Source organism: Butyricicoccus sp., assembly GCF_050872565.1.
Lineage (GTDB): Bacteria > Bacillota > Clostridia > Oscillospirales > Butyricicoccaceae > Butyricicoccus_A.
Genome location: NZ_JBNMHC010000289.1, coordinates 1 through 2,928, shown reverse-complemented (window position 1 = coordinate 2,928; position 2,928 = coordinate 1). Strand labels below are relative to the sequence as shown.

Here is a 2,928-nt window from a genome sequence, read left to right as displayed (position 1 = left end):
GTTCCGCATGAGCCGAAGGTTAAGACCGGCTGGCTGTCTCGCTATGCACGCCTCGTAAGCTCTGCCAATAAGGGCGCTGTTCTGGAGTAAGAGCAGATAACTGGAAAAAGCAGAATTCCCCGTTTACGATGATGCACTGCCCCATCTTGTGCGGACAGTACAAAAAAGTCCCCGGGTAGGAAAATATTAAATTTCAAACGGAGTGGCGCAGCGTGAGCGGTGCCACTCCAGTTTTTAACTGGATACGCTCGTGATTATAGAAATAGATATAATTGTCAATCAGTGCTTTGGCATCCTGAGATGCCTATTAAAACGTGGTCTGAATATACTGCTCGCATAGAAAAAAAAGTAAATCATATTAAGCGTAGTCTAAGCATTGCTATCAGTATTACCGCGAATGTTGTTTTAAAAAAATGGAAGAGGTTTAAAAAATGGTGGTCCCGTAAAAAAAAGATATCGCTATATCTGGTATGTGACGTTTGAACGAATGCTTATCATTTTGGGTTGTATTATTGGTATAAATTGTGCAATAGGGCTGTATCATAGTGCTGTAAATGGAGAATTAACCGCACGTGTATCAAGCACATTGGTTCAAGCACCGAGCAATGCAGTTTTAGGAACATTGGCTAGCATTTATTGGGGATGGACAATTGTTGTCCTGTGGGTAGAATATTTCACCCAAAACATAGCAACAACCGAAGTAAGTATTCAGAGTTTTGACTATCAAGAATATGCATGGGATGTAATAAAAAATTACGTATCTTCATTCTTTCTTCACAAAGAACGTGATTCTTTACGTCAGTTTAGCATGAACGTAATTGTGGAAGATAAAAGAGAAATTGATTTCTTCTATATGGATGAGTCAGTTTTGGAAGATGTACGCGAAATTACGAAAAAGCGAAGACGGCAGGATAAATACGAAGAATATCCACACTTTTTTGAAATTAGTAATTTAGTGCATTACAAATACCGATTTGAAATCACTTATTTGAAGCATTCTCATTTGGTGATTCAAATGAGACCTCTTCCGAAGGAACAAAAAAGAGATTTGACGTATTTGCCGGATGATTACGTGAGTTTGCCGGATCGAATTAAAAACTTATTTCTTAAAATTTATCGTATTCTTAAAAAACTTAAGAAAAAATAACAAGATTATACGATTTATTGTGGCATAAGTTAATTTTCTTGTTAAACAACGAATACCCCCTGGTGTAGTACTTTTATTTTCCTACATCTGGGGGTATTTGTCTATTGTCCGTTTTTACTGGACCTGTCCAATGATGTAAACGGGGAATTTTTTTCGCACAAGGCGATGCAGGTTTTCAGCCAGTCACACATGCTCTGCTCTCGGCTGATGGCACCCAGCAACACGAGATAGTCGCTGAATGCAGCGGCTTGCGTCGGCGGAATGGCATCAAATTTGGATAAATCGTTATGCAACTGCTCCAGCCGTTCCTGATGCTGTTCCAGGTGGTTGGTCAATAGCTGAATCTGTGCTTCTTTGGGGAGACTGTCCGAGAAAAACAGCCGCAGTTTGAATTCGTCTTTTGGCAGCTGCTTGATCTTGCTTTTGCTGCGCTCCCACTGCAAAAATTCTGCTTTTCCGGCCTGCGTAATAGAATATACTTTTTTCTCTAAAACTGTACCGGTGATTTCCGTTTGAAACGTAATCAGACCGTCTTCCGCTAGGGCTTTCAGCTCCGGATAGATTTGGCTGTGCTTGGCGTGCCAAAATTCTGCCAGGGAAGTCTGAAATTCCTTGGACAAATCATAACCGGTCATGGCTTTGCGGTTGAGCAGACCGAGAATAGCATATCGTAGTGTTCCCATCGTATCGTTCCTTTCGATAGAGTATATGTATTATACCACAAAATATTTGTAAAATAAAACATGTAAATCTTGACATGTTTATATTTACGTATTATACTAAGAAAAAACAATACAGGAGGTACTGCCATGAGCAAGCAGTTTAAGGATCTGGAAGATTTTATCGGTACACATTTTATCTATACCTATGACAACGGATGGGAATATGAGTGGTATGCAAAGAACGAAAACACCGTGGACTATCGCATTCATGGCGGTATGGTTGCCGGACGTTGGGTGACCGATCAGAAGGCGGAGATTGTCAAGCTGACCGACGGCGTGTTTAAGATTACCTGGACGGAGCCGACCGGCACGGATGTTGCGCTGGACTTTATGCCGAATGAGGGCAAGCTGCACGGCACGATTTTCTTCCCGAAGTGGGTGCATGAGCATCCGGAAATCACGGTTTGCTATCAGAATGAGCACATTGACAAGATGGAAGCCGCGCGTGCAAAGTATGACAATTATCCGAAGTATATCGTTCCGGAATTTGCAACGATTACGTATATCGGAGATGCCGGAAAGAACAACGAGGATGTCATCAGCGAAGCCCCGTATCCGGGCATGACCGATGAGATTCGTGCCGGTAAGTATTTTACCGCAGATTATAAAAGAAAGAATCGCTAAATCAAACAGGGTGTTGCCGACATGCATCGACAGCACCCTGTTTGGTTATAAATCTTCGATGGATGGCGCGTCAAATTCCGTGCATACCTGTCGCGTGGTACAGCACGGCGGAGAATATTGCCAACAGGAAATATGTCCGCTCGTGATAAAGTACGGCAGCGGCGGAGGCGGCATCGGTGCCGTTCCGATGCGGTCGATGAGATTGAGCTTGATTTTCATGCGTTCCGGCAGAATAGACTTGATGTAGCAGGAGACCATATCTCCGGCAGAGACCGGAAAACGAAGCTCTGCCAAACCGGACAAATTGGGAGCCAGTTCGATGAATACCCCGTATTCTTCGACACTGCGCACAATGCCGCAGACGGTTTCTCCGGCGGCAAATTGCGCGGCATTTTCTGCCCAAGTGCCGAGCAGCTCTCGATGCGTCAGATGAAT

4 protein-coding genes and 1 pseudogene are annotated in these 2,928 nt (G+C 43.5%); 2 read left to right on the top strand and 3 right to left on the bottom strand.

Annotated features, from left to right (window positions below; all coding sequences use genetic code 11):
- Window positions 1–193: 193 nt before the first annotated feature.
- Entirely contained in the window at window positions 194–283 is a 90-nt protein-coding gene (locus ACR0P9_RS10215) for an IS3 family transposase (protein ID WP_432619819.1), read from the bottom strand.
- Window positions 284–487: 204 nt separating this feature from the next.
- On the opposite strand from ACR0P9_RS10215, the gene ACR0P9_RS10210 reads away from it, so the two are divergent.
- On the top strand, window positions 488–1,147 hold the full coding sequence (locus ACR0P9_RS10210) for a hypothetical protein (protein WP_432619818.1): 660 nt from the start codon (window positions 488–490) through the stop codon (window positions 1,145–1,147).
- Window positions 1,148–1,248: 101 nt separating this feature from the next.
- Here the strand turns inward: ACR0P9_RS10210 and ACR0P9_RS10205 are convergent, their stop codons facing one another.
- The gene (locus ACR0P9_RS10205) at window positions 1,249–1,830 is read right to left on the bottom strand and encodes a PadR family transcriptional regulator (RefSeq protein WP_432619817.1); all 582 of its coding nucleotides are present in this window, start codon (window positions 1,828–1,830) and stop codon (window positions 1,249–1,251) included.
- A 126-nt stretch (window positions 1,831–1,956) separates the two neighbouring features.
- Between ACR0P9_RS10205 and ACR0P9_RS10200 the strand changes: the two genes are divergently transcribed.
- Entirely contained in the window at window positions 1,957–2,493 is a 537-nt protein-coding gene (locus tag ACR0P9_RS10200) for a phenolic acid decarboxylase (protein WP_432619815.1), read from the top strand.
- A 45-nt stretch (window positions 2,494–2,538) separates the two neighbouring features.
- Here ACR0P9_RS10200 and ACR0P9_RS10195 read toward each other — a convergent pair.
- Window positions 2,539–2,928: pseudogene (locus tag ACR0P9_RS10195) on the bottom strand (S1 RNA-binding domain-containing protein); the annotation flags it as partial.